Origin of the sequence: Streptococcus sp. D7B5, from assembly GCF_029691405.1 — a bacterium.
In the GTDB taxonomy this organism is placed as follows: domain Bacteria; phylum Bacillota; class Bacilli; order Lactobacillales; family Streptococcaceae; genus Streptococcus.
Genome location: NZ_CP121467.1, coordinates 1,113,277 through 1,127,414, shown reverse-complemented (window position 1 = coordinate 1,127,414; position 14,138 = coordinate 1,113,277). Strand labels below are relative to the sequence as shown.

Here is a 14,138-nt window from a genome sequence, read left to right as displayed (position 1 = left end):
ATGATTAGTTCCATTAGTGCTGGAGTTCTAGCCTTTCTATTGACCTTGATAGGTATTCCAGCCTTTATCCGATTTTATCGAAAAGCACAGATTACGGGACAGCAGATGCACGAGGATGTCAAGCAACACCAAGCTAAAGCTGGGACTCCAACCATGGGAGGTCTTGTCTTCCTGATCGTTGCAGTAGTTGTGAGCTTTCTTATTGCTCTCTTTACCCAACAATTGACCAACAATGTCGGCATGATTTTGTTTATCTTGGTGTTGTATGGTTTGGTAGGTTTTCTGGATGATTTCCTCAAGGTCTTTCGTAAGATCAACGAAGGCTTGAATCCTAAGCAAAAGCTTGCTCTCCAGCTCCTTGGAGGAGTGATTTTCTACCTCTTTTATGAGCGTGGTGGCGATATGCTTTCAGTTTTTGGCTACCAAGTTCATTTGGGTTTTTTCTATATTTTCTTTGCCCTTTTCTGGCTAGTTGGTTTTTCCAATGCGGTGAATCTGACTGACGGGATTGATGGCTTAGCGAGTATTTCCGTGGTGATTAGCTTATCGGCCTACGGTGTGATTGCTTATATGCAAAATCAATTGGATATTCTTCTTGTGATTCTTGCCATGATTGGTGGTTTGCTAGGTTTCTTCGTCTTTAACCACAAACCTGCCAAGGTCTTCATGGGAGATGTAGGAAGTTTGGCTCTTGGTGGGATGCTAGCAGCAATCTCTATGGCCCTCCACCAAGAATGGACCCTTTTGTTGATTGGGATTATCTATGTCTTTGAGACAAGCTCTGTTATGATGCAGGTTACCTACTTCAAACTTAGTGGTGGAAAGCGTATTTTCCGTATGACGCCTGTTCATCACCATTTTGAACTTGGAGGATTCTCAGGTAAGGGCAATCCTTGGAGCGAGTGGAAGGTTGACTTCTTCTTTTGGGGAGTTGGGCTTCTAGCAAGTCTCTTGACCTTAGCCTTTTTATACCTGCTGTAAAAATAACCTTTGATAAAAAAATAAAACAGGATGAAGAACAACTTCATCCTGTTTTTGTGTGCTTAAAGGTTAGTTGGAGTCATCCTTTCTTCCTTTTAACATAAAAGTGGCTGTAAGGGCTAGGCTGAGGCCTGCTAAGAAGAGGAGTGGGTTGGATGCTTCTCCTGTTGCTGGCAGCTCTTCTTTAGGAGAATGATTTCCAGCTTTTGCAAGGCTAGGACTAGTTGAAGGTTGTTCAGCCTCGTGTGCCAAGGTTTCTGCATCTGAAGTACTTGGTTTTTCATCTGTACTAGGGGCTGTTCCAGCAGCTTGATAGACGACAGCATAGGTACTGAAATGACTAGTGATGAATTCTGCCTTTCCTTCTCGAACATCGAAATCAAGGGCTTGCAACTCCTTGGTCGGAGTAATATAATAGACCTTTTCTACGCTAGCTGAAATAGGCAAGCGAACCAAGACAGAGCCTTTTGGCTGCAAGCTATGATCTGTTGGATTTTTAAGTTGTAGGTCGTAAGCATCATAGGTCTTGCCAAAGAGTTCCTGAGCTAGGACACGTCGGCTAGAGATATGAGAAATTCCTTCTAGGTCACTGACTCCACCAATAATTTCCACTCCAGTTTCCTTATCTTTTAAGACTCGAACTGGATAATCAGGAAGAGTAAGGGTTGGAGCGGCCTGATCTCCCTGAGTTCCGAAAGGCTCGGTGTACTCAGGTTTTTCAACAGTAGGGGCTTCCTCTTTCCCTGCCGTTCCGATAGGTTCGGTGTATTCAGGCTTTTCTACAGTAGGAGACTCTTCTTGCCCCGCCGTTCCGATAGGTTCGGTGTATTCAGGCTTTTCTACAGTGGGTGGCACTTCTTGCCCTGCAGTCCCGATAGGTTTAGTGTATTCAGGAATTTCAACAGTAGGAGCTGGTTCCTCTCCCTTGCTTGTAGTTGGTTGCTTCTCATCAACTTTCTTTTCATCCTTTTTAGTAAAGACGGCTACGATAGGGCTGCTTGTGGTATTTCCTTGAATGGTATAAGCTTCAATGGCATTTCCAGCTTTGCGATTGGTTTCGTCAGGGATTGGGATTTGAACTTGATTGTCTTGGATTGATAGGATAGTCTGATCCCCACTGGTAACCAGATGCGTTTCATCCACCTTACGCAAAACTAGAGGATCTTTGACTCCTGGGAAGGTCACTGCGATGGCTTCCCAATCTCCAGCTGGTAGGCTTAAGGAAATGGTTTTGTCATTTTCCTTAAGAGGCGCAATGCTCGGGCTATCTATACCAACAGCAGGAGCTTTGATGATATCAAAGGAGTCTAGAGAGATTTTCTTGCGACCTTCTGGCGAATCTGGATCAACTTGTAATGTCAGGGTATGCGGACCGTCAGTGAGATTTGTAAATTCGCCAATAAAAGCTCTCTTTTCAGTTGCACCTGAAGTGTAGAAGTCTAGACTTGGCATTTCTTTGCCATCTAGTGTAACACGTGCTCGTCCAAGAGCGAGGCTCTTTAAGCCAAAGATACGAATACCCGTCCCTGTAAAGGAAATAGTTGCCTGAGCTTCTGAAGCTGCACTAGAGTCGCTGTTGTTAATATCAGCGTATTTTTCCGTACCTCCGTAGAGTTCAGGGTCAGACCAGTCCTTAAACTGGGCACCATACTGGATGCGCGAATCGCGATCATCTATTTTTTCAATCGTATTGCCTGTTCCTGCTAGGATCTTGAAGTAGTCTAATGAAATTTTCGAGCGCTCACTACCACGTCCTTTGTGCTCACGTTTAACACTAAGAGTCAATGTGTGAGGTCCGTCAGATAGTCCTGCGAAGCGACCAATGAGACTACCTTTTTCAGTTGCTCCAGCAGTATGGAAGTCAAGCTCCCCGACTTCTTTGCCATCAATTTTAGCAGTGGCAAGACCTAGTTCAGACGATTTCAGTCCATAGATTTCGATACCAACGCCAGTGAAAGGAATGGTAGCAGTGAGATCTTCGTCTGTGTAGTCTCCTTTTGAAAGGTCAGCAAATTTCTCTGTTCCTCCAAATAATTCTGAGTCTGCCCAGTTTCCAAAGGCAGCTCCGTACTGGATGCGGCTATCTCGGTCGTCCATCAACTCGCTATAGGTTTCGACAGTGGCCTGTTCAGAAACTTGTGTGGAAACTTCGCCCAGCATCGCCTTGACGGTATAAGTATAGGCGAGTTGAGGATTTAGTGATCGGTCGATAAAGTGGGTTTGATTGGTTACAAATTCTCTAGTTGCAGAGGTTTGGCCAGATTCGTCTTTTACTTGTCTTTGGATGACATAGTGGGTAGCGCCTTCTACTTGGTTGAAGGTGAGTTCGGCAGTGACTCCATTTTGTCGAACGGCTGTCAGGCTGGTTACACGACCAGGAAAATGTTCAAAGGTAATGACGTCACCTTTTTGCGTTGCAAGCTGGATACGATTATCTTTAAGGATCGTTGCCTTGACTGGTTTGCCATTGACCATGATTTGGCTAGCTTCGATATTTGGATAATCTACAACCAGGTCTCCACCGACATTTGAAAGGAAGGACAAGCTTTGCAAGTTCTTATCTTTCCATTTCATGCTGACTTCAAAGTTACCACGGGCAACTAATCCAGAAACTTGACCGTCTTTCCAAGCATCAGGAAGGGCTGGCAATGGTGCAATATAGCCAGTGTGTGATTGAAGGAGCATTTCTGCCATCCCACTGGTTGCTCCGAAGTTGCCATCGATTTGGAAAGGCGCGTGGGTATCCCAAAGGTTTTCTAGGGTTGAATACTTGAGCTGTTCAGCGAGTAAGCGATGGGCACGGTTACCGTCCAGCAGACGAGCCCAGAGGTTGATTTTATTGGCCTTAGACCAACCAGTACCACCATCTCCACGGTGGTTGAGGGTTGCACGCGCAGCCTCTAGGTATTCAGCTTGGTCCTTGCTAAAGAGCGTACCTGGGAAGAGACCAACTAGATGGGAAACGTGGCGGTGTTGATTTTCAATCCCTTCATTGGTGAATTGGGGACTGTCCTCCTCGTACCATTCCTTGATGCGTCCCTCTTTGTTGATGTGAAGTGGTTTGAGTTTGTCAAATTTAGCCTTAATCTCTGTAACTAAGTCTTGGTCGACATTCAGATGTCTAGCGACTTCCATGTAGTCGTGGAATAGCTGCCAGACTAGCGATTGGTCAAAGGTGTTTCCGATAGTGATGGTTCCGTGTTCTGGTGAGTAGGATGGAGAAGACACCCAACGGTCACTGGCCTGGTCATAGTGCAAGAAGGAATTCCAGAACTTAGCTGTTTCCTTGAGCATTGGATAAATCTTTTCTTTGAGATAGGTCTCATCCTTGGTGAATTTATAGTAGTCATAGACATTCTGCATCATCCAAGCGTTGGCTGCTGGAGACCAACCCCAATAGTAATTCCAACCTGGAGTAGTCCAGCCAAATGGTGTCGCCTGGGTGTGGACCAGCCAACCATTTTCTTGTCCGTCTTTGGATTCGATACCAGCATATTCTTTGGCAGCAATACGACCATAGTAGCGCATGTCGTCAATGTAATTGATCATTGGCTTGGCTGTTTCAGCCAGGTTGTTCATGTAGGCTGGCCAATAGTTCATTTGCAAATTGACATTGAGGTGGTAGTCAGCGTTCCAAGGTGGATTGTCTACAGCATTCCAGACTCCTTGTAGGTTGGCAGGAAGGGCATCTGTCCGATCACGAGACGAACTGATGAGTAGATATCGGCCGTATTGGAAGAAGAGTTCTTCCAATTTTTGCCCTTTTTCTGGGTTATAGCCTTGAAGGGCCTCTTTAGTCGTTTGAGCAGTCTTGTTTCCGCCTAGATTTAGTTTAACGCGGTTAAAGAGACTTTGATAGTCCTTGATATGGGCCTTTTTAAGTGTTTCGTAGTCTTTGGCCTTAGCTGCTTCGACAATACCTTTAACTGTTTTTTCGAGGTCAATGTCTTTTCGATAGTTGGTTTTTGGATTCTGAGCAAAGTTAGTCTTAGCACTGAGATAGAGGGTCGCATAACTTGCGCCTGTAACGGTTAGTGTCTCATTCTGAACAGTAACTGTTCCATCCGTTTTAATTCCTAAATAGGATGCAAATTGGAGGCCGTTATCTTTAACAGTTCCCTTTAGAAGGATTCCGTTTGCATCTGTAGTGACATGACCATTCTTATAGTTGGAATATTCCCAAGAGTAGTTGCCATTAGCAAGCAAGTCTTCTGTCAAACTGTTCCAAAGGGTAAAGTCAAGTGTCTTGTTTCCTTTTTTGGTCAAGTGGGTCACAGTGACATCATCAGGATAGCTGGAGAAGGTTTCGCGTTTGAAGGTCGTCCCATCTTGGGTGTAAGAAGTGGTCGTAGTGGCTTCTGTGATATCCAGATTACGGTGATAATCAGTTACAGTATCTAGTCCTTTCTTCTGGTTATTAAAGACCATGAAGATATCACCAAAGGCTAGGTAACGTCCATACTGGGTGTTGTTTGGTCCAACTAGATTTTGTTCAGCTAGCTGTTTTGCTTTTTGGCGGTCACCAGCTTCGAGGGCTTTACGTATCTCTGCTAAGACCTTGTAGCGATCCTTGTAGTTTCCTCCGTTATAGTCGGTGCTATCGGGTTGTGGTCCTCCTGACCAGAGGGTCTTTTCGTTGTACTGGATTCTCTCTTCCCCAATGAGTCCGAAAACCTTGGCTCCCATTTCTCCATTTCCGACAGGGAGGGCTTGTTTTTCCCATCCATCATAGGAGGGAGCTGTTGGCTGATCGTAGTTGAGTTGATAGTTTTCTTGCTTTGTCACCGGCTGATCTGCTTTTTCAGGTTCCTTATTTTCTTTAGCTTCTACAATGGCTTCTTCACTAGCTTGACTATTTGTCGTCTGAGTCTTCTCAGCTGGCTTGCTTTCGGAAACTACTGGACTTTCGGCTAGAGACGGATTTGTAGTTTCAGTGGCTTCAGCTGCTTTGGGCTCACTATCAGGCTTAGTGATAGCTTCGACAGAGGTTGCTTCAGTTTGCTTAACCTCAACACTGTCTGCGGCTACAGTGTGGTTGACTAGAAAAACAGCCCCCAGCAAAACAGAAGCAGTCCCAACCGTTAGTTTGCGGATGCTATAGCGACAGGATTTCTCCCAAAATCTTTTGTCCATAGAAATCTCCTTTAGTATTTGGAACCGTTTACATTTTGTAAGACAAATCCCTATATTTTTGTTTCTATTTACCTCCCATTCTACTGGTCATCTAGCATTTGTCAAGAGGTTTTTGGTGAAAAACATATTTGATATTGCTTTTTCTTAAAATAGTAGAAGAAAGAGAGGAAAGGGTGGAATTATTCGTAATTTCATAGTTCAATCTGATTGTAAGACTAGCTTAGAATTGGCTTAACCCTCTCTTGAAAGCGTAAAACAAACTAGTCAGGAAAGTCACTTTATGGTATAATATAGAAGACTCAAAAAGAAACAGGAGAAAAAGAATGGATTTACTTTTAGCAATTATCTTGATTGTGCTAGCTTTTCTAGGAGGAGCTCTTGGAGGGATGTACTTGGTTCGTAAGCAAATCGAAAAAGAATTTGCGGACAACCCACGTTTGAACGCTGAGGCAGTTCGTGCTCTTTTGAGCGCAAATGGTCAAAAACCAAGCGAAGCCAAGGTACAACAAGTTTACCACCAAATCATCCGCCAACAAAAAGCAGCCCTTGCTAACAATAAAAAGAAATAAATAGGAAAAGTCTGGGATGAAAGTTCCAGACTTCTCACTATGTTCAATAGTTCTCAAGGATAAGACTTTTTCCTTGCATTCTATTGATATTTGATTATGATTAAGAGAGAGGCAGTTTCCATTCTATCAAGCTGTCTATCCGTTCATTTAGGACGAGTAATTATGATGAACTATCAATCAGAAAAAAGACTAGAAAGAAGACTGTATGGATAATCGACCGATTGGTTTTTTGGATTCGGGTGTCGGGGGCTTGACTGTTGTTCGTGAGCTCATGCGCCAGCTTCCCCATGAAGAAATCGTCTATATTGGAGATTCGGCACGGGCGCCTTATGGTCCTCGTCCTGCTGAGCAAATTCGTGAATATACTTGGCAGTTGGTCAACTTTCTCTTGACCAAGGATGTCAAGATGATTGTCATTGCTTGTAATACTGCGACTGCGGTCGTCTGGGAAGAAATCAAGGCTCAACTAGACATTCCCGTCCTAGGTGTGATTTTGCCAGGAGCTTCGGCAGCCATCAAGTCCAGTCAAGGCGGGAAAATCGGAGTGATTGGAACTCCCATGACGGTACAATCAGACATCTATCGTCAGAAAATTCATGATTTGGATCCAGACTTACAGGTGGAAAGTTTGGCCTGTCCCAAGTTTGCCCCCTTGGTTGAATCTGGTGCCTTATCAACTAGTGTAACCAAGAAAGTGGTTTATGAAACCCTGCGTCCCTTGGTCGGCAAGGTGGATAGCTTGATTCTGGGTTGTACCCATTATCCGCTCCTTCGCCCCATCATCCAAAATGTCATGGGACCAGATGTAAAACTCATCGATAGTGGAGCAGAGTGTGTACGGGATATCTCGGTTTTGCTTAACTATTTTGAAATCAATCGTAGCCGAGATGCTAACCCGCTTCAGCACCGATTTTACACAACAGCCAGCAGCCAAAGTTTTGCTCAAATTGGAGCAGAATGGCTGGAAAAAGAGATTCATGTGGAGCATGTAACATTATGACAAATAAAATTTATGAATACAAGGACGACCAGGACTGGTATGTCGGTGTCTGGGACGTCTATGGAGGCATCTACAGTCTCATCAAAGATCCGCTTGATCTTGATTTTATGGATTTGGCGCGGATTTTTCGTGATGAGGAAAATGGCTTTCCAATTACGATAACGGTGATGCGCTGGTCTTCTAACTTCCGTCTGCTCTCTTTTATCGTCGAGATTTTAAATGCAGAAGCAGGACGTAACTTGGAAGTCATCCAACGTCAGGGAGCCCTACTCTTGGTAGAAAATGGGCAACTTCTGCATATAGAATTGCCTAAAGAAGGGGTCAATGTTCAAGACTTCTTTGAAACTAGCAAGGTTAGAGAAACCTTGTTGATTGCGACTCGAAACGAAGGCAAGACCAAGGAATTCCGAGCTATCTTTGACAAACTAGGCTATGATGTGGAAAATCTCAATGACTATCCTGACCTGCCTGAAGTAGCAGAAACAGGCATGACCTTTGAAGAAAATGCTAGACTTAAGGCCGAAACCATTTCCCAATTAACAGGCAAGATGGTTCTAGCAGATGACTCAGGTCTCAAAGTCGATGTCCTCGGCGGTTTACCAGGAGTCTGGTCAGCCCGTTTCGCAGGTGTGGGAGCTACTGACCGAGAAAACAATGCCAAACTCTTGCACGAATTGGCCATGGTCTTTGAACTCAAGGACCGCTCAGCTCAATTCCATACAACCCTAGTCGTAGCTAGTCCAAACAAGGAAAGCTTGGTTGTTGAAGCTGACTGGCCAGGATACATTAACTTTGAACCCAAGGGTGAAAATGGCTTTGGTTATGATCCCCTCTTCCTTGTAGGAGAGACAGGTAAATCCTCAGCAGAGCTAACCCTGGAAGAAAAAAATAGCCAATCCCACCGTGCCTTAGCCGTTAAGAAACTTTTGGAGGTATTTCCATCATGGCAAAGCAAACCATCATTGTAATGAGTGATTCCCACGGAGATAGCTTGATTGTGGAAGAAATCCGTGACCGCTATCTGGGGAAAGTCGATGCCATTTTTCACGATGGTGACTCTGAACTCCGTCCTGATTCTCCGCTCTGGGAGGGCATCCATGTCGTCAAAGGCAACATGGACTTTTATGCGAGCTATCCAGAACGTTTGGTGACTCAACTTGGTCCGACCAAGATCATCCAGACTCACGGACATTTGTTTGATATCAATTTCAACTTTCATAAGTTGGACTACTGGGCTCAGGAAGAAGAAGCAGATATCTGTCTCTATGGCCACTTACATGTGCCAAGTGCTTGGATGGAAGGAAAGACGCTCTTTTTAAATCCAGGCTCCATCAGCCAACCACGAGGGACTATCAGAGAATGTCTCTATGCTCGAGTGGAGATTGATGACAGCTATTTTAAAGTAGACTTTTTGACACGTGACCATGAGGTTTATCCAGGCTTGTCCAAGGAGTTTGCTCGATGATTGCCAAGGAATTTGAAGCATTTTTATTGGAGCAGGAAGAGACTTTTCTTACCCCTGCTGAGAATCTAGCAGCCTTGATTGATACCCATAACGCTGACCATGCAATTTTGGTGCTGAGCCAAATCACCTATACCCGTATCCCAGTTGTGACCTTTGACAAACGCTTTGTCGGAACCATTGGGCTGAGAGACATTTTGGCTTATCAAATGGAGCAAGGTTTGACGGATGAGCAGATGGCAACGACAGACATCGTCAATATGACCAAGACAGATGTGGCAGTCGTCGCTCCAGACTATAACATCACTGAAGTCCTCCATAAACTGGTGGATGAACCTTTCTTGCCAGTGGTAGATGATGAAGGAATTTTTCAAGGAATCATCACGCGCAAGTCCATCCTAAAGGCCGTTAATGCCCTCTTACATGACTTTAGTAAGGAATATGAGATTCGATGCAAATGAGAGATAGCATTTCAGACTTTTTAGAGGGAAAGCAGGGTTTGTCTGCCAATTCTAAGCAATCCTATAAGTATGATCTGGAGCAATTTTTAGACATTGTAGGTGAGCGGATCTCTGAGACTAGTCTCAAGATTTACCAAGGCCAGCTGGCCAATCTAAAAATCAGTGCCCAGAAGCGAAAACTTTCGGCCTGTAACCAATTTCTCTACTTTCTCTATCAAATAGGAGAGGTGGACAGTTTTTACCGTCTGGAATTAACCAAACAAGCTGAAAAGAAAACTGAAAAACCAGAGATTCTAGACCTAGACTCTTTTTGGCAGGAAAGTAATTATCCAGAAGGACGCTTGCTGGCGCTTCTTATCTTGGAAATAGGGCTCTTGCCAAGCGAGATTTTAGCCCTTAAGGTTGCAGATATCAATCTTGATTTTCAGGTGTTGCGAATTAACAAGGCTTCCCAACAGAGGATTGTCACCGTACCCACGACCTTGATTCCAGAGCTAGAACCCTTGATGGGACAGACCTATCTCTTTGAAAGGGGAGGGAAAGCCTATTCTCGTCAGTGGGCCTTTCGTCAGCTGGAGTCCTTTGTCAAGGAGAAAGGTTTCCCAGCCTTATCAGCCCAAGCCTTGCGGGAACAGTTCATTCTAAGACAAATAGAAAACAAGGTCGATTTGTACGAAATTGCAAAAAAATTAGGATTAAAAACAGTTCTGACCTTAGAAAAATATAGATAATGGATATTAAATTAAAAGATTTTGAAGGGCCGCTGGACTTGCTCTTGCACCTAGTCTCAAAGTATCAGATGGATATTTACGATGTGCCCATTACGGAAGTCATCGAACAGTATCTAGCCTATGTCTCAACTCTACAGGCTATGCGTCTGGAAGTGACGGGTGAGTATATGGTCATGGCCAGTCAGCTCATGCTGATAAAGAGCCGCAAACTTCTTCCAAAGGTGGCAGAAGTGGCTGATTTGGAGGATGACCTGGAGCAGGATCTCCTCTCCCAAATCGAAGAATACCGCAAGTTCAAGCTCTTGGGTGAGCACTTGGAGGCTAAGCACCAAGATCGGGCCCAGTACTATTCCAAAGCGCCGACAGAGTTGATCTACGAAGATGCGGAGCTTGTGCATGATAGGACGACCATTGACCTCTTTTTGGCTTTTTCAAATATCCTAGCCAAGAAAGAAGAGGAGTTCGCTCAGAATCACACGACTATCTTGCGGGATGAGTATAAGATTGAGGACATGATGGGCATTGTAAAAGAGTCCTTGACTGGACGAGACCAGTTGCGTTTGCAGGATTTGTTCAAGGAAGCCCAGAATGTCCAAGAGATCATTACCCTCTTTTTGGCGACCTTAGAGTTAATCAAAACCCAGGAACTGATCCTCGTTCAAGAGGAGAGTTTCGGAGATATCTATCTCATGGAAAAGAAGGAAGAAAGTCAAGTTGCCCAAAGCTAGACTTGATAGAGAGGAAAGATGAGTACTTTAGCAGAAATAGAAGCGCTCTTGTTTGTAGCAGGTGAAGATGGGATTCGAGTCCGTCAGTTGGCTGAACTCCTCTCACTTCCCCCGACAGGCATCCAGCAGAGTTTAGAAAAATTAGCCCAAAAGTATGAAAAAGACCAGGATTCGAGCTTGTCCCTGATTGAGACAGCGGGAGCATACAGATTGGTGACCAAGCCTCAATTTGCAGCGATTTTGAAGGAATACTCCAAGGCGCCCATTAACCAGAGTCTGTCTCGGGCTGGCCTTGAGACCTTGTCCATCATTGCCTACAAGCAGCCGATTACCCGAATTGAAATTGATGCTATCCGTGGGGTCAATTCGAGTGGAGCTTTGGCAAAGTTGCAGGCATTTGATTTGATACGAGAAGACGGGAAAAAAGAAGTGTTGGGTCGCCCTAACCTCTATGTGACTACGGATTATTTCCTAGATTACATGGGGATCAATCATTTGGAAGAACTGCCAGTGATTGATGAGCTTGAGATTCAAGCCCAAGAAAGCCAATTATTTGGTGAAAGGATAGAAGAAGATGAGAATCAATAAATATATTGCCCACGCAGGTGTGGCCAGTAGGAGAAAAGCAGAAGAGTTGATCAAGCAAGGCTTGGTGACGGTCAACGGCCAAGTGGTGCGTGAACTCGCAACGACCATCAAGTCTGGTGACAAGGTCGAAGTTGAAGGTCAACCTATCTACAACGAAGAAAAGGTCTACTATCTGCTTAACAAACCACGCGGTGTGATTTCCAGTGTGACAGATGACAAGGGTCGCAAGACGGTTGTGGATCTCTTGCCCAATGTCAAAGAACGTATTTACCCAGTTGGACGTTTGGACTGGGATACATCCGGTGTCTTGATTTTGACCAATGATGGGGATTTTACGGATGAAATGATTCACCCTCGTAATGAGATTGACAAGGTTTATGTCGCGCGTGTTAAAGGTGTGGCCAATAAGGATAATCTCCGCCCTTTGACGCGTGGAGTGGAGATTGAGGGCAAGAAAACCAAGCCAGCTGTCTATGAGATTCTCAAAGTGGATCCAGTAAAAAATCGCTCAGTAGTGCAGTTGACCATCCATGAAGGACGTAACCATCAGGTTAAAAAGATGTTTGAAGCTGTCGGCCTCCAAGTGGACAAGTTGTCACGGACACGTTTTGGACACCTAGACTTGACAGGCCTTCGTCCGGGAGAATCTCGTCGCCTTAACAAAAAAGAAATCAGCCAACTACACACCATGGCTGTAACCAAGAAATAATGAAACGAATCTTAATAGCGCCAGTACGCTTTTACCAACGTTTTATCTCACCAGCCTTTCCACCCTCTTGTCGTTTTGAGCCTACTTGTTCCAACTACATGATTCAAGCTATTGAAAAACATGGCTTCAAGGGTGTCTTGATGGGCTTGGCTCGGATTTTGCGTTGTCATCCTTGGTCGAAAATAGGCAAAGATCCTGTGCCAGACCACTTTTCACTCAAACGAAATCATAAACAAAAAGAATCAGCCTGATTCTTTTTGTTTACTCTAGAAAGGAAGTTGGAAGATTAAGATTTCCACTATCCTTCTCCTATAAAAAGTGGTAAAATGGAGGACAGAAAGAAGGAACTGATATGACAACATTATTTTCAAAAATCAAAGAAGTAACAGAAATCCCTGCAATCTCAGGTCATGAGGCACCTGTCCGGACCTATCTTCGTGAAAAGTTGACACCGCATGTGGACGAAGTGGTGACAGATGGATTGGGTGGTATTTTTGGTATCAAACATTCAGAAGCTGCCGATGCACCCCGTGTTTTGGTCGCTTCTCATATGGATGAAGTTGGTTTTATGGTCAGCGAGATTAAGCCAGATGGGACCTTCCGTGTCGTTGAAATCGGTGGTTGGAATCCAATGGTAGTCAGCAGCCAACGCTTTAAACTCTTTACTCGTGATGGTCGTGAAATTCCTGTGATTTCAGGTTCTGTTCCGCCACATTTGACACGTGGAACAGGTGGCCCAACCATGCCAGCTATCTCTGATATCATTTTTGATGGTGGGTTTGCGGATAAGGCTGAAGCAGAAAGTTTTGGCATCCGTCCAGGTGACACCATTGTCCCTGATAGTTCCGCTATCTTGACAGCCAATGAAAAAAATATCATCTCAAAAGCTTGGGACAATCGCTACGGTGTCCTCATGGTAAGCGAGCTAGCTGAAGCTTTATCAGGTCAAAAACTCGGAAATGAACTCTATCTTGGCTCTAACGTCCAAGAAGAGGTTGGTCTCCGTGGGGCTCATACTTCCACAACTAAGTTTGACCCAGAAGTCTTTCTGGCAGTTGACTGTTCACCTGCTGGTGATGTTTATGGTGGCCAAGGTAAGATTGGGGACGGAACCTTGATTCGCTTCTACGATCCAGGTCACTTGCTTCTCCCAGGTATGAAGGATTTCCTTTTGACAACGGCTGAAGAAGCTGGTATCAAGTATCAATACTACTGTGGAAAAGGCGGAACGGATGCTGGAGCAGCTCACCTGAAAAATGGAGGTGTTCCATCTACAACTATCGGTGTCTGCGCTCGTTATATCCATTCTCACCAAACTCTCTACGCGATGGATGACTTCCTAGAAGCTCAAGCTTTCTTGCAAGCCTTGGTGAAAAAATTGGACCGCTCAACGGTTAATTTGATTAAAAATTATTAAACATAAGGGAGGTGGTCAGGATGGCAGAACCAAACCTAGAAAGCCTTATAAAAGATCTCTATAACCATGCCCGTCAGGGCTTGAGTGAAGATTTAGTTGCTGCTCTCCTAGAGACTGCTAAAAAACTACCTACTACAAATGAGCAATTACTAGCAGTGCGACTCTCAGGACTGGTCACTCGTGAATTGCTCATCAATCCCAAACACCCGGCACCTGAATTGATCAACTTGGCGCGCTTTATCAAAAGAGAAGAAGCCAAGTATAGAGGCACTGCAGTTTCTGCTATCATGTTTGGAGAGCTATTTAAAATGCTTTGATTCCATTGTGAATCAAAGCATTTTTTTTACGTTAGAAAAAAT

General features: G+C 44.5%; 14 protein-coding genes. 13 read left to right on the top strand and 1 reads right to left on the bottom strand.

Going from position 1 to position 14,138, the window contains the following annotated elements; translation table 11 throughout:
- Positions 1-981, top strand: coding sequence for a phospho-N-acetylmuramoyl-pentapeptide-transferase (gene mraY, locus P8P68_RS05430; protein WP_278275731.1), 981 nt, complete (start codon positions 1-3; stop codon positions 979-981).
- A gap of 69 nt (positions 982-1,050) precedes the next feature.
- Here mraY and P8P68_RS05425 read toward each other — a convergent pair whose 3' ends face one another.
- Positions 1,051-6,114 (bottom strand): SIALI-17 repeat-containing surface protein, encoded by a 5,064-nt coding sequence (locus tag P8P68_RS05425; RefSeq protein ID WP_278275730.1) that lies wholly within the window; start codon positions 6,112-6,114, stop codon positions 1,051-1,053.
- 323 nt (positions 6,115-6,437) lie between these two features.
- On the opposite strand from P8P68_RS05425, the gene P8P68_RS05420 reads away from it, so the two are divergent.
- The 12 genes from P8P68_RS05420 (at position 6,438) to P8P68_RS05365 (ending at position 14,096) form a co-directional block, all read left to right on the top strand.
- On the top strand, positions 6,438-6,683 hold the full coding sequence (locus P8P68_RS05420) for a YneF family protein (protein ID WP_000364980.1): 246 nt from the start codon (positions 6,438-6,440) through the stop codon (positions 6,681-6,683).
- A 205-nt stretch (positions 6,684-6,888) separates the two neighbouring features.
- Positions 6,889-7,683: a glutamate racemase gene (gene racE, locus P8P68_RS05415; RefSeq protein WP_084877437.1), complete on the top strand. Its 795-nt coding sequence runs from the start codon at positions 6,889-6,891 to the stop codon at positions 7,681-7,683.
- On the top strand, positions 7,680-8,651 hold the full coding sequence (locus P8P68_RS05410; protein WP_278275729.1) for a nucleoside-triphosphate diphosphatase: 972 nt from the start codon (positions 7,680-7,682) through the stop codon (positions 8,649-8,651). The genes racE and P8P68_RS05410 overlap by 4 nt, the downstream gene beginning before the upstream one ends.
- The gene (locus P8P68_RS05405; RefSeq protein WP_278275728.1) at positions 8,627-9,148 is read left to right on the top strand and encodes a metallophosphoesterase; all 522 of its coding nucleotides are present in this window, start codon (positions 8,627-8,629) and stop codon (positions 9,146-9,148) included. Before P8P68_RS05410 ends, P8P68_RS05405 begins: the two co-directional genes overlap by 25 nt.
- Positions 9,145-9,606, top strand: coding sequence for a cyclic-di-AMP-binding protein CbpB (gene cbpB, locus P8P68_RS05400; RefSeq protein WP_000560696.1), 462 nt, complete (start codon positions 9,145-9,147; stop codon positions 9,604-9,606). Before P8P68_RS05405 ends, cbpB begins: the two co-directional genes overlap by 4 nt.
- On the top strand, positions 9,603-10,337 hold the full coding sequence (gene xerD / locus P8P68_RS05395; protein WP_278275727.1) for a site-specific tyrosine recombinase XerD: 735 nt from the start codon (positions 9,603-9,605) through the stop codon (positions 10,335-10,337). Before cbpB ends, xerD begins: the two co-directional genes overlap by 4 nt.
- Positions 10,337-11,065 carry a segregation/condensation protein A gene (locus P8P68_RS05390; RefSeq protein WP_278275726.1) on the top strand — a complete coding sequence of 243 codons (729 nt, stop codon included), beginning with the start codon at positions 10,337-10,339 and terminating at the stop codon, positions 11,063-11,065. The genes xerD and P8P68_RS05390 overlap by 1 nt, the downstream gene beginning before the upstream one ends.
- Positions 11,066-11,083: 18 nt before the next feature.
- Complete coding sequence (scpB, locus tag P8P68_RS05385) at positions 11,084-11,653, top strand: SMC-Scp complex subunit ScpB (RefSeq protein WP_278275725.1); 570 nt, start codon at positions 11,084-11,086, stop codon at positions 11,651-11,653.
- Positions 11,640-12,362: a pseudouridine synthase gene (locus P8P68_RS05380; protein ID WP_278275724.1), complete on the top strand. Its 723-nt coding sequence runs from the start codon at positions 11,640-11,642 to the stop codon at positions 12,360-12,362. The genes scpB and P8P68_RS05380 overlap by 14 nt, the downstream gene beginning before the upstream one ends.
- A complete protein-coding gene (gene yidD / locus P8P68_RS05375) occupies positions 12,362-12,613 on the top strand; it encodes a membrane protein insertion efficiency factor YidD (protein ID WP_000821620.1) in 252 nt (83 codons plus the stop codon). Before P8P68_RS05380 ends, yidD begins: the two co-directional genes overlap by 1 nt.
- 101 nt (positions 12,614-12,714) lie before the next feature.
- Positions 12,715-13,779: a glutamyl aminopeptidase gene (gene pepA, locus P8P68_RS05370; RefSeq protein ID WP_084944033.1), complete on the top strand. Its 1,065-nt coding sequence runs from the start codon at positions 12,715-12,717 to the stop codon at positions 13,777-13,779.
- 20 nt (positions 13,780-13,799) lie between these two features.
- Positions 13,800-14,096, top strand: a complete 297-nt coding sequence (locus P8P68_RS05365; RefSeq protein ID WP_033583388.1) for an enterocin immunity protein — start codon at positions 13,800-13,802, stop codon at positions 14,094-14,096.
- Positions 14,097-14,138 lie beyond the last annotated feature (42 nt).